Consider the following 20,322-nt stretch of genomic DNA (forward strand, 5'->3'; position numbering starts at 1 on the left):
CGTCTCCTGGGTGTCAGACACCCGAATTCTGTCGGACGAAGCCCGCCCCGTATTCAGCACGCCTGCAAAGGAGGACAATATTCGGCGACACGGACGGAGCGGAACCATGCGCACTTTCGTAAACCAGCCAAAGGCGGCAGTTCACAATGCCTCGACCGCCAGCCGCGGACGCGGGGCAGCCGGAAATCGTGCGCCCTTGCGCACCACCGAAGACAAGGCCCCGGGCGAGACGAAACGCCCGCTTTCGCGCCCTGCTCACGTGTTCAACGCGATCGCCGTGCTCCCCCCCGCTGCGGCCCTTGCGATAAGCCGCCCAGGTGATGCGTCGGAGCACGAAGCACACCGGATGTCCGAACACGTGATGCGAATGCCGCCGCCACAGGGCGATCAGCCGCGTGGCGTGATGTTGCAGGCCTCGGATCCAACACTGGTGCGATCGCCGCCTCCCCTGCGGCCGGCGGACCCGCGCGGCGCGGCGTCGCTGGATGGATCGCCTGTCGTCAGCGATGTGCTGTCCTCCCCAGGTCATCCCCTCGACGCGCTGACCCGCACATTCATGGAATCGCGCTTCCAGCGAGATTTCAGCCACGTCAGGCTGCACGCCGATGCACAGGCCATCGCTTCCGCCAACGCCGTTGAAGCCCGCGCCTATACCGTCGGCCATCACATCGTTCTGAATGCCGGCCAATACGCGCCCGGCACGTCGGCGGGGCGCGCGCTGTTGGCGCATGAACTCGCGCACGTGGTTCAGCAATCGATGTCGGCCACCCACGGCCGTCGCCTGATCCAGCGCGAAACCAGTGGGCCGACCTACGGGAATTTGTTCAGGGACGCGCCCGCCCCAGGATCCTGGCGTGACGTAGTCAGACTCAAGGAAGTCAACGGCACATGGCGGGAGGTGGGCGGCCGCCATCCGGGGACGGCAAGCGGCAAGTACGACTTTGTCGTCAAGGACGGCGAGATATTTGCCGTCAAGGCCAAAACCACGCCGGGCGCGTTCGGACATACCGAGGCGGCTCAAGGCGGTCGGGTCAGTTGGGCGGGAGAGGTGAGATTCAACAAGAAGGGGCAGCTCCTTTCCTGGAATGACGGCTCGGGCCATTACCGGTCGTTGTCAAGCATGCGAAGCCCCGCCGTCAATGCGGGGCTTCCCAGCGAGAAGGAAATCCCGGGAGTTTCGGAAAAGAAGCAGCTATTCGTACAGCACGAGCAAACTGCACCGCGGCCTCGTCCTAGAGATTCGCTGCCGCAACTCCCCGTCGAACAACCCGCCACCAAGCCGCGTGTCCCCGGCGAACAGCCCAAGGTTCCCGCCGGCCCACCCCGGATGGAGGAATTCGAGCAACGCTTCGGCAAAAAGGCCGCGACGGCTCCGGCCACCACCACCGCCGCCCTGGCCGAGGAAGCCGGTTCGGTCCTGAAAGTCCAAGGCCGTGCTGCCTCGGCGCTTAGCAAGATTGGCAGCGCCGCAGGCTGGGTCGCAGACTTTCTCATGCCCGGCCCGCAAGACGCGATCATGCTGATGGTCCAGTTTGCGATGACCTACGCCGAAGCGCAGGAAGCGGCGCGAGCCGAAGGGATGCGCACGGGCTTCGGCCATGGCCTAGCCGCCGGATTGCTGCGATTGAGCCGCGGCTGGATACGCGACAACTTGGCGCCCAAGGTCATCGGCCGCAGCGTCGCGAGCGAGGTGGCAGCCACCACCGGGTATCGCGAGAAAGGCGTGGTGCAGGGCCTGGTGGCGGGCATTTCATTCGCCGAGCGGCTCAATGCCGATCAGCGCAAGGCCCTGCTGAAGGAAGCCACGCGCGCGATGCGGGCCAAGGGCGATGAGGTGACGTTGCGCGCACGCTGGGAACGCGGCTACACCGCCTACGACATCATCGACCTGTCCGTCGCGCTGGCGCCGCGCATTGATGAAATTCTGGAGGAGGCGCGCAAGAACGAGGAATTGCGCCAAGCGGCCGAGGAGTGGGAAAAGCTAAAGAAGTATGGGCCGCTTTTGCCACTGGCCCCGTTGTTCGAGCAGTAGCCCGTGTGGCATAGTCGCTGTGCCCTGCCCCACCGTTTTCGTCTCATGCGCAACCCGCCCGACCCCTTCGCCCCGCCTCGCAAACAGCGTGCCGCAAAATCCAATTCGCTGCTGTGGATTCTTGAACCGCTGGAACGCGACGCAAGCTACACGCATCGCAAGATGTTCGGCGCCGACGCCGCGTACCTGGACGGCTTGCTGTATCTGATCGTCGCTGACCGCGACGACCCGTGGAACGGGGTCATGGTCTGCACGTCGCAGGAACGCCACGCGGCGCTGCTGGCGGACATTCCCGAGCTCTTGCCGCACCCGGTGCTGGGCAAGTGGCTGTATCTGCCGCAGTCGAGCGAATCCTTCGAATCGACCGCGGCGACGCTAGCGGCATTGGCCGTGGCGCGCGATCCGCGCCTGGGGGTGGCGCCCAAGCCAAAGGCGCGGCGCAGCAAGGCGCGCACGATCGGCCAATAGCACGCCATACCGCCAGTGCGTCAGTCCCCCACCCGCACCACCAGCTTCCCGAAGTTCTTCCCCTCGAGCAGACCGATCAACGCTTCGGGCGCATTTTCCAGACCGTCGACCACATCCTCGCGCCAGCGCAGCTTGCCCTCGCGGATCCACTGCCCGGCCACGTGCAGGAACTCGTCTTCCTGTTCCTTCGGAAAGTCGAACACGATGAATCCCTTCATGGTGATACGGCGGGAAAGGATCTCGCGCATGGTGGCGGGCAGGCGGTCCGGGCCGCTGCGGTCGGCGGGGCCGTCGTTGTAGTTGGCAATCAGGCCGCACACCGGCACGCGGGCAAAGTCGTTCAGCAGGGGCAGCACGGCGTCCCACACGTGGCCGCTGACGTTTTCAAAATAGACGTCGATGCCGTCGGGGCAGGCCTCGGCCAGCTTCTGCGCGAAATCCGGCGCGTGGTGGTCCACAACCACGTCAAAGCCCAGCTCTTCCTTCACAAAAGCGCATTTCTCCGGACCACCCGCGATGCCCACGACGCGCGCGCCCTTGATGCGCGCAATCTGCCCGACGACCGAACCCACGGCGCCGCTCGCGGCCGCGACGACGACGGTTTCGCCCGGCTTGGGCTGGCCGATGTTCAGCAGCCCGACGTAGGCCGTGAGGCCGGGCATGCCCAGCACGCCGAGCGCGGTCGAGGGCGGCGCGTTGGCCGGATCGAGACGGCGCAGGCCAGTGCCGTCTGACAGCGCGTAGCGTTGCCAGCCCGCAGACGACAGCACGATGTCGCCTTCGTGCCAGTCGGGATGACGCGACGTATGAACGCGGGCCACGGTGCCGCCCACCATCACGTCGCCGATCTCCATGGGGGTAGCGTAGGATTTTTCGTCGCTGACGCGCCAGCGCATGTACGGGTCCAGCGACAGGGTCTGGACTTCCAGCAGCACCTGGCCATCGGCCGGTTCGGGAATAGGCGCGCGTTCGACGCGGAAATCGCTGGCCTTGGGGCGGCCAACGGGCCGGGATGCAAGGACGACGCGCTGATTTTGGGGTTGGTTCATGGTGGATGGCTCCTTGAATTGAGTCGGACATTTCGCGACAAGGGTCATCCTAGGCACGCGGCAGGGTTACAGCTAGACTGATATCTCGTAAACCAGATTTCAGGTATTGATAATGTCAGCCGATTTCGACCCCGCCCTGCTCCGCACCTTTGTCGCCGTCTGCCGCTACGGCAGCCTGAGCCGCGCAGCGGACCAAGCCGGCCGCGCGCAGTCAGCGCTTAGCACGCAGATCCGCCGGCTGGAGGAAATGGTGGGCAAGCGGCTGCTGCATCGCACCGGCCGCGGCATGGCGCCCACCACCGAGGGCGAAGTGCTGCTTAGCTACGCCAACCGCATCCTCGCGCTGGGTGAGGCCGCTGCGGCGCGGCTACGCGAACGCGCGGTGGCGGGCAGCGTGCGCATCGGGCTGTCCGAGGACGTGGCGGTGGCCGCATTGCCGGCGGCGCTAGGCCGGTTGCGGCGCTCGTGTCCCAACCTGCATCTGGATGTCGTCATCGACGACGGCGAGCGGCTGGCCGCGCGCTGGCAGGATGGCACACTGGACGTGGCGGTGGGCGCCTGCGTGGGGTTCGTCGACGAACCCATCGAATCGTGGACGGTAGATCTGCATTGGGCATGCGGCATCGACGAAACCCTGGACCCGGACCAGCCGCTGGATGTGATCGTGTACGCGGAGCCGTGCTCGTGGCGCCGGCTGGCCTTTGAGGCGCTGACGGCGTCAGGACGGGATTTCCGGGTTTCGCTGACCAGCCACAACGTGGGGGCCACGATCGCGGCTGTCGAGAATGGCTTGGGCGTTGCCTTGCTGACGACCGAGTGCCTGAGGCCCGACACCATGCGCGTGATTTCCATCGGCGATGAAGGCGCGCTGCCGCTGAGCGCGCAATTCGGCCTCTATGCGGCGCACCGCCTGAACGAAAGCGGCCAGGCTGCTGTATCGCTGCTGCGCGACAGCCTGCGGGGTTGGACCGCGAAGGCCATGCCGCGGGAGGCGGCGCTGATCCCTGCCTGACGCGGAACGGCTAGACCGCGCTGATTGTGCGGCACGCATCTGGCGCACTTTCGCGCCAGATTTGTTACGCCTGCGCCGCCCCTCCCGGTGCCACACTGTTCCCACACCCCGCGCCGCCCCTGCGCCCTCGGGATCAAAGCCACCAGGAGGATCAAGCCATGTCCACGCCCCCCGCATCCGCCGGCAATGGCGCCCGGCCCGCCATGCAAACGCCCCCGGTCGTATCCGCTGAAGACTGGGAAGCCGCCCGCCAACAACTGCTCGTCAGGGAAAAGGCCCACACCCGCGCGCGCGACGCGTTGGCTGCGGAGCGCCGCCGCATGCCCTGGACGGCAGTCGAGAAGGAATACGTCTTTGAAGGCCCGGCGGGCAAGACCACATTGCGCGACCTGTTCGACGGCCGCCGGCAGTTGATCGTCTACCGCGCGTTTCATGAACCAGGCGTGTTCGGCTGGCCGGACCACGCATGCCGCGGCTGCTCGATGGTGGCGGACCAGGTGGCGCACCTGGCGCATCTGAACGCACGCGACACGACGCTGGTTTTCGTGTCCCGTGCGCCGCAGCCGGACATTGAACGGCTGAAGGCGCGCATGGGTTGGACGATGCCGTGGTTCACGCTGACCGACGGTTTCGATGCGGACTTTGGCGTGGACGAATGGCACGGCACCAACGTGTTCTTTCGCGACGGCAAACGCATCTATCGCACGTACTTTCTGAACAACCGTGGCGACGAGCAGATGGGCGGCACGTGGAACTACCTGGACATCACGCCCCTGGGACGGCAGGAGACCTGGGAAGATTCGCCAAAGGGCTATCCGCAAACGCCGCCGTACAAATGGTGGAACTGGCACGACAGCTACGTGCAGGACGCGCCGCCCGATCAGAAGTGGGTAGAGGTGTCCGACGCGGGCGAGAAGGCGTTCCGGAATCACTGCGATCCGAAGTAGGCAGGAATCGCGGAAAGGCGTGTGTTATAGCGCGTGCTTTTTACGCGTGCTCTAGGGCCTGTTTAAAATTGGCGCTCGCAAATTCTGCAGCGCGCGCCATGAAAACAGACCAAGGCCCCCACTCACGCCGTCAACGTTTCTCCAGTCAGCCGGCATGAGCAGTGAACTGGCTGACTGGAAACGCGCCTTCCTGCCTTGCCGCATTCCCGCGATTGCCGCGCTCGTACTCGGCGGCATCGCCATCTACTGCTTCAACGCGGCGAAAGACATTCGCCTGCCTTACGACCCCGCGAAACTGAACACGATCAGTCTGCGGGTGGACAAGGTGGCAAGCTGCGACACCAAGGCGAAAATTCGCGGGCGGTGGGAGTCCTACGGTGCGCTCTGCGTGTATTCGGGCAACTATCCCTACATGGTCTTCAAGTTTTTTGAAGCGACCTACAAGGTTCCATACACCGAGGGCGAGCACGTGCAATTCATGGTGCTGGAAGACGACGCGCAGCTGACCGACAGCACGATTGCACTGCAGTACAACATGGCCATTCCCGTCCGGGTCTACGGCGTGCGCAAGAACGGTGAAACGCTGGTCGATGCCAAGCTGGTTCACGACGCCAACTACGCCCGCAAAATGAAGTTCAACATGAACGGCTGGATCGCGCTGATTCTGGCGGTCGGGGCGGCCGTCATCACGTTCAAGCGCGCCCGGAAGATCCTGAACGAAGGTATGTGGTGAATCTCAGGCGCGCTGGCCGGCGTCGTTGAACACGCGGGACCACGCGTGCAACAACGTAAGCGCGTCGTCATCGGACACATACTGCGGCGCGGCACGTGCCATGGCCGCAAACAGCAGCGCGTCGCACGCCGCTTGCCACATCGGATTCAACACCTGCTCGGTCTCGCCGTCTTCCTCGATCAACGTAAACGCGTTGCCGCCGTCCAGTTGCTCGGCGCGCTGCCGCAATTGGCTGTGAATCAGCAGAAAGCCGGAATGAACCGGCGACCGAGCCTTGTCGCTCCGCCGGGTGGCGGCCAGCGCGCCGCGCCAATCGCCCTCTTCATCCGCTGCCGGCTCGCCGTCCTGCTGCGACCAGCGCATCCAGGCGCGGCTATAGGCCATCCAGGCCCTCTCCGGCAGATGGTCCGCCAACGCCTGCGCGTCCGTGCGTGACAGCGTGCTGATCTGCGCGATGATCTCCAGCACCACCTCGCCCTTCGGACCAAACAGCGCCGACAAGGGCAACGCTTCCAGCAATTCGATGGCACTGGCGCGCCAATAGCCGGGCTGCGCAACCAGATCGGACATATCGCCCTGCTTCTCGACGCGCACGCGCCAAAGCTTCCCGGGCCAGCGGCTGCCGATGACGATGGACTCGAGCGACTCGTCCACCACGATCCACGGCGGAACGGGCTTGATCAGCGCCACGCGGCCGGCGGTCCTCATCAATTTGAATGCGGGGTCGGGCAGGTCGAACCAATATCCGGCGGGCATCGCTTGCCGCACCGCGGCCAGGCCGCTCTCCGTCACATCGCCCCCGCAATGCCGGCATACGCGCGCCTCGCGCAGAATGCGCTCGCCGCAATGCAGGCATTCGATATGCGCGGAAAGGAGCGGCTGGCTGGCGAGCGGCGACCGGTTCGGAATGCGCTTGAGGAAAATGCCGGCGACCGGCGCACTGATCAGGCCGGCAAGCAACGCCCACCCGATGCCATTGCGCCCGCGCTTTCGCGCCATGAAGCCGACCACGATGGCGAGCGCAATCCAGAGAAAGATGATGAATAGCATGGCGCGATGTTAAACCGGGGATGCGCGCCTTTTTTTCAAGGCATTCGTCCTTCGACGTCGCCTCCCCACGCGAGCCGGGGTAATCTCCCGCCAGGAGATGATTTGATGTGCATCGTTGGTCACCCACAAAAAGGAAGCGCAAATGCTTGATATCACTTCAAAATTCCGCAGAACCGCCGTCGCCGCCGTCACGCTGGGCATGGCGGGTTTTCTTTTTGCGGGCTGCACCACGACGGACTCGCGCGCCACGGCAAGCGCCGCCGAAAAGCGCCAGGAACTGGACGCCGCCACCGCGGCCACGTTGTCCAAGCTGTATGAATCCTCGCCGCAATCCCGGCAACTGGTGGAACGCGCCCGCGGCGTGCTGGTGTTTCCGGCAGTGCTGAGCGCCAGCTTCATCGTGGGCGCACAGCACGGGACGGGCGTGCTTCAGGTCAGCGGCCAGGACAAGGGCTACTACAGCGTCACGGGCGGATCCATCGGCCTGCAAGCGGGCGCGCAGTCCAAGGCGATGGTGCTGCTTTTCATGACGGATGACGCATTGGCCAAGTTCCGCGCCAGCAGCGGCTGGACCGTTGGCGCCGACGCCACCGTCGCCGTGGCCAACGTGGGCGTCAACGGCAGCATCGATTCCAACACCGCGCAGCAACCCATCGTGGGCTTCGTGATGAACAACGGCGGCCTGATGGCAGGCGTGTCGGTGGATGGCAGCAAGATTTCGCCGCTGCTGCTGTAGCTGTAGCTGTAGCTGTAGCTGTAGCTGTAGCCGCCATGCCGGCGCGGGCGGATCCGCGCCGGCCTCAATCTTTACAAGGAGATCACGCGTGATTACCGAAGAGGACAAGAAGCACCTGGCACGCTGCGTCGAGCTGGCCCGGCAGGCCCTTGATGCCGGAGACCAGCCGTTTGGATCAGTACTGGTGTCCGGCGACGGGCGGGTGCTGTTTGAAGACCACAATCACGTCTCCAGCGGCGACCGCACGCGGCATCCGGAATTCGAGATTGCCCGCTGGGCCGCCAACAACGTGCCGGAAGCGGAGCGCGCCGCCTGCACGGTATACACGTCCGGCGAGCACTGTTCGATGTGTTCGGCGGCGCACGGCTGGGTGGGACTCGGCCGGATCGTCTACGCCGTGTCGTCCGAACAGTACGGTGAATGGATGCGCGGATGGGGTGTGCCGCCCTCGGCGGTGCGGCCCCTGCCCATCTCCGAAGTGGTCAACGGCATAGAGGTCGAAGGACCCGTGCCCGAGTTCGTCGAGCAGGTGCGCGCGCTTCACGAGGAGAACGTCCGACGCAGGGCTTGACGGCGTTCAGTACGCGGGGCGGTGAAGCATTCTGTTTTCCGTCTAACGATTGGATACAGCTACGCTAAAACCCGCAATTATTTGCGCGCAAGGGCGTGATAAGTTGGCGCCCGTGCCGTAATCGGGGTCAGGGTCGACGACCGGTCCCATCAAGACGAAAGCCGGCGCATCCCCTCTCCTCTCTTGATACAGACCATGCAAACTCACGTTGCCCGCGCCTCGGGAATCAAACGCAAGTCCGGAAACCTGCTGCTTGCGCTGGGCCTGGCCTTCGCCGCCTCCGCGCCCGCCTTCGCAGCGCAAGATCCTGGCGCCGCCATCCTGCCGCCGCGCGCCAACTCCGGCAATCAGGCGCCTGCCCCGCAGCAAGCCCCGGCCCAGCAGGCCCCCGCACAGCGCGCTCCGGTTCAACAGGCGCCCGCGCAACAGGCTCCTGCCCAGCAAGCGCCCGCGCAGCAAGCCGGCGGCGCCCTCGCGCCGGTGCAGAAGACCCAGATCAATGATCAGGCCGCCTACGAACGGCTCCTGAACAACAGCGGCGTCACGCTGCAATGGCTGTGGTCCGCCAAACGCGGCAAGATGAACGCCATCGACGACAACGATGTGGTTCGCCTGGAAGGCACGCAGGCCAACCATGAAGGCACCTTGAAGGTCAAAGGCGAGGTCGTCTCCATTGGCCGCGACAGCTTCGTGCTGCGCGGCACGATCCTGATCCTGGACGCGCCGGACAAGGGCCGCCGTTGCGAGCGCACCGGCGACTACGAGTTCAAGGCAACCGGCAAGCGCAAGTACTGGCGCCTGCAGCAGATGGAAGCGTGCGGCGGTCTGACCGATTACGTCGATATCTACTACTGACCTTTTAGAAGCGACCCGCCCCCATGCCCCCCACCGCAATCAAATGGCTCGTCAGTATCGTCTTCGGATTGCTGATCGGTAGCGCCAGCTTTGGCATCACCAATCCGCTGCTCCTGGCGGTGTTCGGCCTGTTTCCGGACGGGGGGGCAGCTTCTGAGCCGCTGGATTCCGGGTCGCTGGACCGCGTCTCGCTGATAAGTGTGATCCTGTATGGCATGGTCGCGGTGATTGCCGCCGTGGCGCTGGCGCGCATTGCCAACCTGCGCCGTCTGTTCGGCTGGGGCTGCGCGACGCTGGGGGTGATGTTGCTGCTGACAGCGGCCATCGCCATGTTGCAGATCGATCCTGCGATGCACACCGGCGGCGGCGCGGGCGCGCGGGATGCCAATACGGCGCTGTTCTTTACCCTGCTGATCTTTGGCTTGCCGTATATCGGCGGCGGTCTGGTGCTGACGATCGGCGGCGCGGTGCTGATTCGGAAGAATCGGGATAAGCCCGCCGCCTGAACGCGCCAAATACCGCTTAAACCACCGGCAGCTTCAACACCTGCTCCGTCTCGTCAACACATCCCGAATGTGTCGTCGATGCTTGCCAGTGCGGCCCGAGGTAGGCTGTTGTGGTAGACCACGCTGTCGCCGGCGTGAGCCATCAGAGGGTCGCCACGCGACGCTCGGAACAGCGCTATGACGTGCCCGCCCCAAGTTCCCTGTCGAAGCGCAAATTGTGCAAAAATTGAAACTCGTTTTTTGCCATTTACACAGGGAGCGCGAAACCAATGGCTGATGAGCGGCATTCCGCTGTTGGCGGTCGGATCAGCATCTATCGCCGGCCGAACAGCAGGTTCTGGCAATGCCAAGGCACGTTTGACGGCAAGAGCCAGCGTGTCAGCACCAAGACTGACGATCTGACCCAGGCCCGGCATTTTGCGGAGAACTGGTATCTGGCCAAGACAGACGACGCATCAATTGCAGTGGGACAAACCACGGCTTCGCGTACTACTCCCCGCGCCGACCGCCCGACCTACAACTTGCCGCAGCACGACAAGCGTGCGCGATTTCTGGCGGCCGCCATTGATCTGGTCGCAAGCGTGGGCTTTCGCGAAACACAGGTCAACGCCATCGCCGAGCGCGCGGGGATGTCGCCGGCAACGCTATACCGATACTTCAAGTCGCGCGAAAGCCTGCTGGTCGAGGTCGTAGCGCACGTTTCGCAGCACGAGGTCAATGTGGTGGCCGGCGTTGCGATGGGCGACGACACCCCGGCAAATCTGTTGAAGGAGTGCGCATACACCTTCGGCAGCCGCGCCATCCGCGCCAAACAGCTCGGCTATGCCTTGGTCGCGGAGCCTGTCGATTCGGCCATCGAGATCGAGCGGCTCAAGTACCGCAGCAAACTGATGCGCGTGTTCGAAACGATCATCGAACGCGGCATCCGTGGCGGGGAGTTTGCCGACCAGAACCCGGACGTCTCGTCGGCGTGCATCGTCGGATCGCTGTTTGAAGCGCTAGTGGGTCCGCTTGCGCGTAACAACGACGTTCATGAGCGCCTGCGCCTAGATCGCGTCAGGGACATTGCGGATTTCTGCGTGCGGGGCGTTTCGCGGCGATGACGAGTGCGTGCGGCCGACGAACTGCGCCAGTCCCGTCTGCATGGCTGGCGTGCCGGCGTGCAACTCAAGTGTCCTGATTTCATTTTCCAACGCGTCCGCCTTGCTAAGCGTGTAGGACGCGACGAGCAACGACTTGGCCCTTGCAAGGGTGTCCCGATGCGCGACGGACATCTCTTGCGCAAGCGCGAGGGCGGAACGCGTCAAATCCTCTGCGGGTACGACGGAATGCAGAATGCCCCAATCCACCGCCTGCACCGCCGTGATGGATTGGCCAGACAGGATCATCCACTTGGCTCTTTGCACCCCGATGGTCCTGGGCAGCCGGACGCTGCTGCCCCCGCCTGGCAGCAACTCGCGCAAGGCGTGCGCATCGCCAATGGTGGCGTCTTTCGACGCGATCACTGCGTCGCAGCACAGCAACAACTCCAGCCCCCCCGCACGCACGGCGCCGTGAGCCATGCCCACGACAGGCAGCCGGGAGGTCTCGAATCGCCGGCACACCTCTCGGAAACGGTCCAGCAGGGTGCGGACAGCCGTGCGTCCGCCTTCCAGCAGTTCTCCGAGATCGGCGCCCGCGCAGAAATTGCGGCCGGATCCGGAGAAAATGATCGCCTTTACGTCCGGCGCCGACTCTGCCGCGTCGATTGCGGCCAGCACCTCATCCAGCAGACCGGAACTGACAGCATTTGCCTTTTCGGGCCGGTTCAGCGTGATCCACGCCATGCCAGCCTTCACGATGCAAATGGGCGTCAGACGATGCCCCGTGCCATTCAATTCTGCGTCGTTCATCACATCACCTTGGTTTTTCATCGGCATTCACCTTGCAGCGGCCCTGCGCGCCGCGCTCGCATCGGCTCGTCATGGCGCAAACCGGGTTCCGCCGTCAAGCCGATAGCACGTCCCATTGACGTACGGATTGGCGAGAATGGACTGCACCATGGCAGCAAACTCCGCCGGCAGGCCGCAGCGCTTCGGATAGAGAAAGCCTTTCTCCATGGCCTCCATGCCCTTTTGCGGCACGTTCATGGTGAGCTCGGTTTCGAAAACGCCCGGTGCGATAGCCATGCAGCGGATCCCGTACTCGGCCAGGTCACGCGCGATCGGCAGCGTCATTCCGGCGATCGCGGCCTTGCTGGCGCTGTAGGCGGCTTGTCCTTTCAGTCCGTCGAAAGCGGCGATCGAACTGGTGTTGACGATCACGCCGCGCTGCCCATCGGCGTCGGGGTGGTTATGGATCATCCTTTCGGCCGCCAGTCGCAACACGTTGAATGATCCCGTCAGGTTGATGGCCAGGACCCGGTTCCAGACATCCAGATCGTGTGCCACGCCGCGCGAGACCGTTTTGGCGGCCGATGGCACGCCGGCGCAATTGACAACGAATCGAAGGTCTCCGAAAGCTGCCGCGCCCGCGTCCACGCAGGCTTTCACCTCCTGCGCATTGCACACGTCGGCGTGAAGGGCCACATGCTCGCCGGGCAATTCCGATCGGGTGCGTTCCAGCCCTTCGTCGTTCATATCGAGCAGGACAAGCCTGGCGCCCTGCCTGGCTAACAACTCCGCAGTCGCCCGCCCCAGTCCGGAGGCGGCGCCGGTCACAATTCCAGCCGCGCCAGCAATGTTCATGCCTTGACCTCCACACTGCCGCGCAGCTCGTTGCGCAGCACGAATCGTTGGGTTTTTCCGGACGGGGTCTTGGGCAGTTCGTCGCGGTAGTGAATGCGGCGCGGATAGGCGTGCGCCGCGTAATCGGCACGCACCTTCTGCCTGAGCGCCTCGGACAGTTCTTCGGTGGCGGCGTAGCCGTGGTTCAGCACCACGACGGCTTCGAGGACCTCGCCCCTGATCGCGTCGGGGACCGCAACGACCGCCACGTCCCGCACCGCCGGATGCGAGGCGATGACAGACTCCACGTCAAAGGGGCCGATGCGATAGCCCGCCATGATGATCACGTCATCATCCCGCGACGAAAAGCGGAAGTAGCCCTCGCCGTCATACGAGGCCAAGTCTCCGGTCAGATACCACCGCCCGCAGGGCGTCAGCCGGTCGGCGTTCTTTTCAGGAGTGCGGGCATAGCCGTCAAACCACGCCAACGGACTGTCGGAGAGCCGCGCGGCCAGCAGCCCGGGCTGGTTTGGCCCCAACTCTTCATGCGTCGCCGGGTCGATGACCGTCATGTCCCAGCCCGGCAGCGCGCGGCCCATGGAGCCCGGCTTTATCGGCATTGCAAGATCGGGATGGTGATGATTGTTAAGCAGCATCCCGGCTTCGGTCTGCCCGAAGTGATCATGCACCTGCGCGCCCAGACCGGCTGGCGCCCACAGATTGACGTCTGGCGTAAGCGGCTCACCCGCGCTGGATGCGCAACGCAAGGCGACATGACCATCCGGCACGCCATGCGCCTTCAAGCTGCGGTACACCGTGGGCGCCGCGGTGAAGTTGGTGACGCCTTGGCGCGTGAGGACAGCCAAGGTCCCGTCGGGCGTGAACTTCTCGACGTGCATGATGGACTCCACGCCGGTCGACAGCGAAACCAGCACGCCAAAATAAAGGCCATAAGCCCAGCCCGGATCGGCTGCATTCCAGAAGATATCGTCCGAAACGAGTCCGAGACCAAATTCCCCATAGGCCTGAAAGCCCGCGACTGCCCGCAGCGGCACCACGACCCCCTTGGGCTTGCCGGTGGTACCGGACGTGTAGACCTCGATGACGGCCCCATCGCCCGACGTGACGTGGGCAGGGAAGCTGGCTTCGCCGCTCATCTCGATGTCGGCAAGGGTCAGCTCGCTACCCGTCGCGGCCCCCGCCACGGCCAGCGCAAGCCCGGGAAGCTCGCGCACCAACGCATCGAGCTTGGGCTTCTGAGCCGCGTCGCAAACCACGAGCTTTGCCCCGCTGCTTGCCAGCCTCATCTCAATGGCCTCCTTGGCAAACGCCGTGAAGAGCGGCACATACACCGCGCCCAGCCGCCAGATGGCAAGTAGCGTGACGAGGTAATCCTCTCCCTTGGACATCAGCGACGCAATGCGATCACCGACGCCGTAGCCACGTCTTTTCAAACCCGACGCGAGCCTTTCGGAGCGCTCGCGCAGCTGGCCATAGGTAAGGACAACTGCTTCGCCGTTGCTTGTGACGATGCGATAGGCGATGGCCTGCGGATCGTGGCGGTCGCACAGCAGATAACTCGCGCACGCATCCTCGCCTCCGTAGGCGTCGATAAGGCTCGCAAGCCGTTGTCTTATCGCCGGGCTGTATTCCCCTGCCTTCATGGTTGTCTCCTTTCGTATGTCTTTTCATGCGTGCGCCAAAATCCAGGCGCGCGCGGCCACCTCTATCACCCGCGAGAGATATCAGTCCCTTTGGTTTCGCGCGCAAAGATCAGGCTGAGCACGGTGCAGGCCACCGCAATGCCGACCGGGTAATACAGGCCCGCGTAGATGTTTCCGGTGGCCGCCACGATCGCGAAGGCGGTCGCCGGCAGAAAGCCGCCAAACCATGCTGCGCTCAGGTGATACGGAAACGACATGGCGGTGTAGCGGATGCGCGACGGGAACATCTCCAGTAGCGACGTCGTGGACGGTGCAAAGGTGATGGTGCCGAAGCTGAGGAGCACCATCAGCAGCAAAACAATGACCGGCGCATTGACGTCCTGCGGGTTGGCCGTGCCAAGCGGATAGCCTTTGTCGACCAGCGCTGCGCGCAACTCGGCATCGAACCGCTGCTTCTCTTGCGCCGCGTTCGGGGCATCCGCCTGATACGACACGATCACCTTGTCGCCCACCCGGATTTCGGCAAGGGCCGTGTTCGTGCTGGCAAGGCTTGTGTAGTTCAGCCCGAGCCCCGTCATGGCGTTGGTTGCTACGTCGCAGGACGACGTGAATTTTTTCGTGCCCAGCAGGTTGAACTGCACGGAGCAATCCGCAGGGTTGGAAGCGACGGAGATGGGCGCGGCGCGTTGGGCGCGTTCCAGTGCGGGGTTGGCAAAGTGCGTCAGCCCTTGAAATATCGGAATGGTCAACACAGCCGCGAGCACGTAGCCGCCGATGTAGACCGGGCGTCTGCCAATACGGTCCGAAAGATTGGCAAAGACGATGTAGAGCGGCGCCGTGAGCAGCGTCGCAACGATCAACATGAAATTCGCCGTCAGCGTTTCAACCTTGAGCACCTTGGTCAGGAAGAACAGCGAATAAAACTGCCCCGTGTACCAAAGCACTGCTTGCGCGGGCAGGATGCACAATGCACCGATCAGAATGAGGCGCACGTTTTTCCAGGTGCCGAACGTTTCGGCAAGGGGAGACTTCGACGCCCGGCCTTCGGCCTTCATCTTCTTGAATTCGGGAGACTCGTCCAGCTTCAGGCGGATCCACAACGAGATCAGAAGCAGCGCGATGGAAATGATGAACGGAATCCGCCAGCCCCACGCGCCGAACGCTTCCTGCCCCATCGTGAGCCGAAGCGGAATGATGACGGCCACGGCAAGCAGGAAGCCGACCGCGGCCGTCAGGATCACCCACGCCGTCCAGGTTGCGCGCTTGTTCGCCGGGGCATGTTCGGCCACATAAATCATCGCGCCGCCGAATTCCCCCCCGAGTGCCAGGCCCTGGATCATGCGCATCACGACAAAGCCTATGGGAGCGATGAGGCCGGCAGTCTCGTACGAGGGCAGCACGCCGATCAGGAACGTCGAACCGCCCATCAGCACGATGGTGACCAGAAACGTGTACTTGCGTCCCACCAAGTCGCCCAACCGGCCAAAGACAATGGCGCCGAACGGACGAAGCATGAATCCCGCCGCGAACCCTAGCAGCGTGAAGATGAATCCCGCCGTGGGATTTACGCCAGAAAAGAACACGCGGGCGATCTCTGCCGCCAGCAGCCCGATCAAAAAGAAATCGTAGAACTCGAACACCGTGCCCAGGGATGCAGCGACGATGACGCGCTTGTCCCTTTTTGACATGGACGATGAACGCGGTGCAGTTGCGGTAGCTTCCATTTCCCCTCCTCCTGTGTGAAGGCCTTCATCTGGTAATGCTGAGGATTCACCCGTATTGCGCAGCGGATTTGCCGTGCGAACGCACTTCCGCTTTATGTGCAGGAATAATATTTTCAATTATCGTATTTGTCCATATATGTGAAAACCCTCATATCGGGGCGAAACTCGGAAGCAAGCGCGGTGCGAATCCTCAAGCGGCACCGCCCATCCGGCCCCAGTGGTCTGGACGTTCGCCAGTACAATTCCCGCGCTTTCCCCTATTTCTTTCCCGGCAGTCCCATCCCCATGTCCAACCTCATCGTCCACGGCGGCACGCCTTTGCGCGGCCGCGTCGTCCCTTCGGCCAACAAAAACGCGGTGCTGCCGATCCTGTGCGCCACGCTGCTGACCGATCAGCCGTTGACACTGCATGGGGTGCCGGACATCACCGATGTGCGCAAGATCCTGGACATCTTCCGCACGCTGGGCAGCGACGTCCGGCTGGACGATGCGACGCGCACGCTGGCGCTGCATCACAAGAACACGGTCTTCGATGCGGCGAACCACCGTCTGCCCGAGGAGATGCGTTCGTCGATCATGCTGGTGCCGCCGCTGCTGGCGCGCTTTGGCGTGGCGCGGCTGGAAGACAACGTCAAGGGATGCACGCTGGGGGTGCGCGAGATCGATCCGCACGTGGACATCTTCCGATCGTTCGGCGGCCAGGTGGAACGCGCCAGCGGGTCATTGCTGGTGCGCGCGAGCGGTCCGCTCAAGCCCACGCATCATTGGCTGGACTATGCGTCCGTGACCACGACCGAAAACTTCGTGTTGTGCGCGGCCGCAGCTGAAGGCGAGTCGTCGTTGACGAATGCAGCGTCCGAGCCGCACGTGCAGGAGTTCTGCCGGTTCATGGCGATGATGGGCGCCGATATCGACGGCATCGGCACCTCGCGGCTGGTGGTGCGCGGCGGCAAGCGACTGGGCGGCGGCGAATTCACATTTGAAGAAGACTTCCACGAGATCACGACGTTTCTCGCGCTGGGCGCGATCACGGGCGGCGACGTGGTGGTGCGCAACCGCACGCCGGGCAATTTCCCGCTGATCGACCGCACGTTCGCCAAGTTCGGCGTGCGGATCGAGCACAAGGACGGCTGGTCGCGCGCGCTGCGCGACGGCCCGCTGAAGGTGCAGACGCCGTTCACCAGCAACGTGCTGACCAAGGTCGAGGCGGCGCCCTGGCCGTACTTTCCGGTGGACCTGCTGCCGATCTTCATTGCGCTGGGCGTGTGCGCCGAGGGCAATGCGATGTTCTGGAACAAGGTCTACGACGGCGCGCTGGGCTGGACGGGCGAGCTGTCCAAGTTCGGCGCGCACGTGTTCTCGTCGGACCCGCATCGCGTGGTGACGTTTGGCGGCAATCCGCTGACGCCGGGCGTGGTCGAAAGCCCCTACATCATCCGCGTGGCGATCGCGCTGTTCATGGTGGCCAGCAGCATCAAGGGCCGCTCCGAGATCCGCAACGCCACGCCGATCCGCCGTGCCCACCCGCGCTTTGTCGAGAACCTGCGCAGCCTGGGCGTGCAGGTCGAGTGGGCGAACGACGAATAAAGCGAAGACGAATCGACCGAAGTCGAATCATCCGCATTCGATTCAACCGCAGTTGATTCAAACGGCGCCGGCCCATCGAGTTGGCCCGCCAGTGCAATATGTCACGCCAGGCCATGAACTATGTGCCGGCGGAACTGGAGCGGCGCGGCTATCTGCTGCGACGGCCCGGCGCCGCGTCGAATTCGACAGCGTTGCAACTCACGCATAAGGGCCGGCAGATGTACGTGCCGATGCGCAGTTGCGTGACCGCCGTCGAACAGGAATGGAAGGAACACCTGGGCGAACAGCGCTTTAACGCGTTGCGCGAGACCTTGCAGGATCTGTCGGCGTGGCTGGGCAAAGTGGATTGATGCCATCGGACGGTGCGCGGTGCGGGACCGCGACTTTTTGATTTAAGCCACGCTGCTGACACGGAACTGAATGTTATTGTCTTGTCTTTCCGGCACGCGGGCGGCCCGCCGCAAGCGTGACTTGAACGCCATACCCAAGGAGCCGCAATGAAGTTGATCCCGTCCCTGTTGCTGGGCGCAAGTGCGCTGTCGATGACCTTCGCCGCGAATGCCGCGCCTGTCACTTATGACTTGGACCCGTCGCACACGTACCCCAGCTTCGAGGCCGATCACTTCGGCGGGTTGTCGACGTGGCGCGGCAAGTTCAACCAGTCCAGCGGCGTGGTCGTGCTGGATCGCGAGGCCCGCACCGGTACGCTGGAAGTCACCGTGGACATCAAGTCGGTGGACTTCGGCCACGACGAGATGAATCAGCACGCGGTCGCACCCGACATCTTCGATGCCGCTAAATACCCCACCGCCACGTTCAAGGGCAAGTTCACCAAGTTTGACGGCGATAAGCCGGAAGAAGCCACGGGCGACCTGACGCTGCGCGGCGTCACGCGCCAGGTGAAGCTTGATATCGACGACTTCAAGTGCATCGATCACCCGATGGTCAAGCGCGAGGTCTGCGGCGCCGACGCTTCCACGGAGTTCAGCCGTAAGGATTTCGGCATGAATTTCGGGCTGGACATGGGCTTCAAACCCGAGGTCAAGCTGAAGATCCAGGTCGAGGCGATTCGCCGGCAGTGAGGCTGGCGCGAGCATTGCAGGGGACCGGCGTTGCCGGTCCCTTTTTTATTGGGCGTGAGCCGTCTTCGCTTGGCACACGGTGTCAGACACCCTGTGCTTCGCTTGGCACGGTGTCAGACACCCTTGTGGCGCCTGATCCACTTGGTGGTCACTTCTGACGGGTGTCAGACACCTTGACGCAAATCGAGGTGTCAGACACCCGCAGAGCCGCTGTCACATGCTGACGACCCTCTTGCCCGGGTGTCTGACACCGGCCCGGCTGAGCCGCCGGCCCGCGCGGGATATCCTACCCTTGCCCAGTCCGCGCCTGCGCCAGGAAATCCAGCACCGCCCGGTACGATCCCTCGTTCCCGGCCGCGTTGGCCGACGGCGTGCCGCCCGCATCCAGCAGCAACCCCGACATCGCGTGCGGCTTGTTGATCAGTGTGGCGGGCAGGCAGGGATAGTGAACGTGGTGGCCTGCCCCGGCGCAGACGTAATGGTGCGTGGGCAGATCAAACGCCTGGCGCTGGCGCACCACCATTTCGGAATACGCGGTGCTGGGCCAGAAGCCGTCGTCCGATGCACTGACCAGCATGACCGGACCGGGATAGCTTTCGACGGGGATGCGCGCGCGCTCGAAGGCCGAGGCATCGCGCGTGGCGCTCAGGAACGCCAGGGTTTGACGGTACGGCGGCTCGCTGGCATAGGCGGCGTTCCAGTCGGCCGTGGCGTTGTCTTGCCACAAATGCGGCAAGGGCTCGCCATGCCGGGTCCAGACCTGCGCATCTCGTCCCGTGCCCGGCGCCCCGGCGCTGACCACGCCATGCGTCACGGGCGACGGCACGTACGCGACGACGGCGCTGACCAGGTCGGGAAAATGCGAGGCGACGAGCAATGAGGTTTCGCCGCCCCGGCTGATGCCCGACACCGCCACGAAGCCGTCGCGCGGCTGCAGCGATTTTCGGATCCATTTCAGCGCGGCTTCGAAGTATTCGAGCGGCATGTCGTTCAGGTACTTCGGACGGCCGTCGTAATTGAAAATGGCCAGCGCCAGGCACTGGTAGCCGCGGGCGGCAAACAGCGCGGCGCGCGGCGCGTTCACGCCGCCAGACGAGCCGTTCATGTACACCACGACGGGATGCGGGCCCGGGCCGGCCGGCACGTAAAGTTCGCCGGACAGCGTCATGCCGTCCACCTCTTCGCGCACGGACCGGTGCGTGACGCCGTCGGCCAGAAATTCCTGGACCAGCGTCGCCTCGGCCGACAGTGCACCATTCGTGGCGTGAAGGTGCACGGTCAGCGCGTCGGTGCGGTCGGGCGGAAATACCACGCGGTCCATGTCCTGGCACACCATGGACCAGACAATGCCCATGGCGGAAGGCTCGGCGTAGGAACCCGACACGGGGCTGTCACGCCGCAGGTCCAGCCGGCCGTCGTGGCCGGCCACGAACACGGCCTCCGAACGCCACGCCGCGCCGCACATCTGCATGCTGGCCGTGACGGTGATGAAGGCATAGGCCGGAAAGCCTTCGATGTGGATGTCGCGCTCGACGTCGATCAGCGCGCGTTCGGGCGTTACGGTGATACGAGGCTGCGTCACAGTCGTCTCCTTGCCGCTC

20 protein-coding genes are annotated in these 20,322 nt (G+C 64.0%); 13 read left to right on the forward strand and 7 right to left on the reverse strand.

The genetic code is table 11. The annotated features are described in order from the left end of the window. Positions 1-106 precede the first annotated feature (106 nt). Together ASD71_RS08825 and ASD71_RS08830 are read left to right on the forward strand one after the other, a co-directional pair. Positions 107-2,032, forward strand: coding sequence for a DUF4157 domain-containing protein (locus ASD71_RS08825; RefSeq protein WP_235512068.1), 1,926 nt, complete (start codon positions 107-109; stop codon positions 2,030-2,032). A 45-nt stretch (positions 2,033-2,077) separates the two neighbouring features. Further along, positions 2,078-2,500: a hypothetical protein gene (locus tag ASD71_RS08830; protein ID WP_056562140.1), complete on the forward strand. Its 423-nt coding sequence runs from the start codon at positions 2,078-2,080 to the stop codon at positions 2,498-2,500. A 20-nt stretch (positions 2,501-2,520) separates the two neighbouring features. On the opposite strand, the gene ASD71_RS08835 is transcribed toward ASD71_RS08830, so the two are convergent. Continuing rightward, positions 2,521-3,549, reverse strand: coding sequence for an NADP-dependent oxidoreductase (locus ASD71_RS08835; RefSeq protein ID WP_056562143.1), 1,029 nt, complete (start codon positions 3,547-3,549; stop codon positions 2,521-2,523). A 112-nt stretch (positions 3,550-3,661) separates the two neighbouring features. Between ASD71_RS08835 and ASD71_RS08840 the strand changes: the two genes are divergently transcribed. The 3 genes from ASD71_RS08840 (at position 3,662) to ASD71_RS08850 (ending at position 6,241) form a co-directional block, all read left to right on the forward strand. Then, positions 3,662-4,561, forward strand: a complete 900-nt coding sequence (locus tag ASD71_RS08840) for a LysR family transcriptional regulator (RefSeq protein ID WP_056562146.1) — start codon at positions 3,662-3,664, stop codon at positions 4,559-4,561. 158 nt (positions 4,562-4,719) lie between these two features. Then, a complete protein-coding gene (locus tag ASD71_RS08845; RefSeq protein WP_056562150.1) occupies positions 4,720-5,508 on the forward strand; it encodes a DUF899 domain-containing protein in 789 nt (262 codons plus the stop codon). A 154-nt stretch (positions 5,509-5,662) separates the two neighbouring features. Further along, complete coding sequence (locus ASD71_RS08850; RefSeq protein WP_056562154.1) at positions 5,663-6,241, forward strand: hypothetical protein; 579 nt, start codon at positions 5,663-5,665, stop codon at positions 6,239-6,241. Between the two features lie 3 nt (positions 6,242-6,244). Here the strand turns inward: ASD71_RS08850 and ASD71_RS08855 are convergent, their stop codons facing one another. Next, positions 6,245-7,291, reverse strand: coding sequence for a hypothetical protein (locus ASD71_RS08855; RefSeq protein WP_235512070.1), 1,047 nt, complete (start codon positions 7,289-7,291; stop codon positions 6,245-6,247). Positions 7,292-7,433: 142 nt separating this feature from the next. On the opposite strand from ASD71_RS08855, the gene ASD71_RS08860 reads away from it, so the two are divergent. From ASD71_RS08860 to ASD71_RS08880, 5 genes are all read left to right on the forward strand, one after another. Then, on the forward strand, positions 7,434-8,027 hold the full coding sequence (locus ASD71_RS08860) for a YSC84-related protein (protein WP_056566652.1): 594 nt from the start codon (positions 7,434-7,436) through the stop codon (positions 8,025-8,027). Between the two features lie 88 nt (positions 8,028-8,115). Beyond that, positions 8,116-8,598 carry a nucleoside deaminase gene (locus ASD71_RS08865; protein WP_056562157.1) on the forward strand — a complete coding sequence of 161 codons (483 nt, stop codon included), beginning with the start codon at positions 8,116-8,118 and terminating at the stop codon, positions 8,596-8,598. 195 nt (positions 8,599-8,793) lie between these two features. Continuing rightward, the gene (locus tag ASD71_RS08870; protein ID WP_056562160.1) at positions 8,794-9,453 is read left to right on the forward strand and encodes a hypothetical protein; all 660 of its coding nucleotides are present in this window, start codon (positions 8,794-8,796) and stop codon (positions 9,451-9,453) included. A gap of 23 nt (positions 9,454-9,476) precedes the next feature. After that, complete coding sequence (locus ASD71_RS08875; protein ID WP_056562163.1) at positions 9,477-9,959, forward strand: hypothetical protein; 483 nt, start codon at positions 9,477-9,479, stop codon at positions 9,957-9,959. A 269-nt stretch (positions 9,960-10,228) separates the two neighbouring features. Continuing rightward, entirely contained in the window at positions 10,229-11,062 is an 834-nt protein-coding gene (locus ASD71_RS08880) for a TetR/AcrR family transcriptional regulator (RefSeq protein ID WP_082578837.1), read from the forward strand. Here the strand turns inward: ASD71_RS08880 and ASD71_RS08885 are convergent. The 4 genes from ASD71_RS08885 to ASD71_RS08900 form a co-directional block, all read right to left on the reverse strand. Then, entirely contained in the window at positions 11,006-11,872 is an 867-nt protein-coding gene (locus tag ASD71_RS08885; RefSeq protein ID WP_162253554.1) for an enoyl-CoA hydratase/isomerase family protein, read from the reverse strand. The two genes, ASD71_RS08880 and ASD71_RS08885, sit on opposite strands and share 57 nt — an antisense overlap. A gap of 48 nt (positions 11,873-11,920) precedes the next feature. Then, positions 11,921-12,685, reverse strand: coding sequence for an SDR family NAD(P)-dependent oxidoreductase (locus tag ASD71_RS08890; protein WP_056562168.1), 765 nt, complete (start codon positions 12,683-12,685; stop codon positions 11,921-11,923). Further along, on the reverse strand, positions 12,682-14,328 hold the full coding sequence (locus tag ASD71_RS08895; protein ID WP_056562172.1) for an AMP-binding protein: 1,647 nt from the start codon (positions 14,326-14,328) through the stop codon (positions 12,682-12,684). The genes ASD71_RS08890 and ASD71_RS08895 overlap by 4 nt, the downstream gene beginning before the upstream one ends. 65 nt (positions 14,329-14,393) lie before the next feature. After that, complete coding sequence (locus ASD71_RS08900) at positions 14,394-16,052, reverse strand: MFS transporter (RefSeq protein WP_056562176.1); 1,659 nt, start codon at positions 16,050-16,052, stop codon at positions 14,394-14,396. Between the two features lie 285 nt (positions 16,053-16,337). Here ASD71_RS08900 and ASD71_RS08905 point away from each other — a divergent pair, with 285 nt between their 5' ends. The 3 genes from ASD71_RS08905 (at position 16,338) to ASD71_RS08915 (ending at position 18,721) form a co-directional block, all read left to right on the forward strand. Next, positions 16,338-17,639 (forward strand): UDP-N-acetylglucosamine 1-carboxyvinyltransferase, encoded by a 1,302-nt coding sequence (locus ASD71_RS08905; protein WP_056562178.1) that lies wholly within the window; start codon positions 16,338-16,340, stop codon positions 17,637-17,639. A 113-nt stretch (positions 17,640-17,752) separates the two neighbouring features. Next, positions 17,753-17,989 carry a hypothetical protein gene (locus tag ASD71_RS08910; protein WP_056562181.1) on the forward strand — a complete coding sequence of 79 codons (237 nt, stop codon included), beginning with the start codon at positions 17,753-17,755 and terminating at the stop codon, positions 17,987-17,989. Positions 17,990-18,136: 147 nt separating this feature from the next. After that, a complete protein-coding gene (locus ASD71_RS08915) occupies positions 18,137-18,721 on the forward strand; it encodes a YceI family protein (protein WP_056562184.1) in 585 nt (194 codons plus the stop codon). Positions 18,722-19,007: 286 nt separating this feature from the next. Here the strand turns inward: ASD71_RS08915 and ASD71_RS08920 are convergent, their stop codons facing one another. Then, entirely contained in the window at positions 19,008-20,303 is a 1,296-nt protein-coding gene (locus ASD71_RS08920; protein ID WP_056562187.1) for an acyl-CoA thioesterase/bile acid-CoA:amino acid N-acyltransferase family protein, read from the reverse strand. Positions 20,304-20,322 lie beyond the last annotated feature (19 nt).

The sequence above is a fragment of the Achromobacter sp. Root565 genome (assembly GCF_001427425.1).
GTDB classification, from domain to species: Bacteria; Pseudomonadota; Gammaproteobacteria; order Burkholderiales; family Burkholderiaceae_B; genus Achromobacter; species Achromobacter spanius_D.

Coding starts and splice junctions, on each gene's coding strand:
- ASD71_RS08825 (WP_235512068.1), top strand. CDS start 107: ATGCGCACTTTCGTAAACCAGCCAAAGGCGGCAGTTCACAATGCCTCG.
- ASD71_RS08830 (WP_056562140.1), top strand. CDS start 2,078: ATGCGCAACCCGCCCGACCCCTTCGCCCCGCCTCGCAAACAGCGTGCC.
- ASD71_RS08835 (WP_056562143.1), bottom strand. CDS start 3,549: ATGAACCAACCCCAAAATCAGCGCGTCGTCCTTGCATCCCGGCCCGTT.
- ASD71_RS08840 (WP_056562146.1), top strand. CDS start 3,662: ATGTCAGCCGATTTCGACCCCGCCCTGCTCCGCACCTTTGTCGCCGTC.
- ASD71_RS08845 (WP_056562150.1), top strand. CDS start 4,720: ATGTCCACGCCCCCCGCATCCGCCGGCAATGGCGCCCGGCCCGCCATG.
- ASD71_RS08850 (WP_056562154.1), top strand. CDS start 5,663: ATGAGCAGTGAACTGGCTGACTGGAAACGCGCCTTCCTGCCTTGCCGC.
- ASD71_RS08855 (WP_235512070.1), bottom strand. CDS start 7,291: ATGCTATTCATCATCTTTCTCTGGATTGCGCTCGCCATCGTGGTCGGC.
- ASD71_RS08860 (WP_056566652.1), top strand. CDS start 7,434: ATGCTTGATATCACTTCAAAATTCCGCAGAACCGCCGTCGCCGCCGTC.
- ASD71_RS08870 (WP_056562160.1), top strand. CDS start 8,794: ATGCAAACTCACGTTGCCCGCGCCTCGGGAATCAAACGCAAGTCCGGA.
- ASD71_RS08875 (WP_056562163.1), top strand. CDS start 9,477: ATGCCCCCCACCGCAATCAAATGGCTCGTCAGTATCGTCTTCGGATTG.
- ASD71_RS08880 (WP_082578837.1), top strand. CDS start 10,229: ATGGCTGATGAGCGGCATTCCGCTGTTGGCGGTCGGATCAGCATCTAT.
- ASD71_RS08885 (WP_162253554.1), bottom strand. CDS start 11,872: ATGAAAAACCAAGGTGATGTGATGAACGACGCAGAATTGAATGGCACG.
- ASD71_RS08890 (WP_056562168.1), bottom strand. CDS start 12,685: ATGAACATTGCTGGCGCGGCTGGAATTGTGACCGGCGCCGCCTCCGGA.
- ASD71_RS08895 (WP_056562172.1), bottom strand. CDS start 14,328: ATGAAGGCAGGGGAATACAGCCCGGCGATAAGACAACGGCTTGCGAGC.
- ASD71_RS08900 (WP_056562176.1), bottom strand. CDS start 16,052: ATGGAAGCTACCGCAACTGCACCGCGTTCATCGTCCATGTCAAAAAGG.
- ASD71_RS08905 (WP_056562178.1), top strand. CDS start 16,338: ATGTCCAACCTCATCGTCCACGGCGGCACGCCTTTGCGCGGCCGCGTC.
- ASD71_RS08910 (WP_056562181.1), top strand. CDS start 17,753: ATGAACTATGTGCCGGCGGAACTGGAGCGGCGCGGCTATCTGCTGCGA.
- ASD71_RS08915 (WP_056562184.1), top strand. CDS start 18,137: ATGAAGTTGATCCCGTCCCTGTTGCTGGGCGCAAGTGCGCTGTCGATG.